Source organism: Bradyrhizobium sp. Kon56 (assembly GCF_055807635.1).
This window is the reverse complement of sequence record NZ_JBVVOU010000651.1, coordinates 1-234: the sequence shown is the minus strand read 5'-3', so window position 1 is coordinate 234 and position 234 is coordinate 1. Positions and strand designations below refer to the sequence as shown.

Sequence of the window (234 nt, the reverse complement as noted above, 5' to 3'; positions counted from 1 at the left end):
CAGCACGTGCGCAGCAGCACTTTCCCTAGGCATGAGGGACACTCCATATGGACGTAAGAAAGATCAGTTGTCTGGCGCGTCAAGCACCAGGTTCAGTTCGCTCGCCAGGCGTTGGCGTGCGGTTTCATCGGTGAGCAGGGTTTGCAGATGTTTGCGAAAGGCCGGGACGTTGCCCATGGGGCCTTTGAGCGCAACCAAGGCGTCGCGTAGTTCCAGCAGCTTATTCAGTTCAGG

Annotated in this window: 1 protein-coding gene; it reads right to left on the bottom strand. The window is 57.7% G+C overall.

From position 1 onward, the window contains the following. Positions 1–63: 63 nt before the first annotated feature. The gene (locus AC0L3B_RS40390; protein WP_473383686.1) at positions 64–228 is read right to left on the bottom strand and encodes a type VI secretion system contractile sheath small subunit; all 165 of its coding nucleotides are present in this window, start codon (positions 226–228) and stop codon (positions 64–66) included. Positions 229–234: the final 6 nt, after the last annotated feature.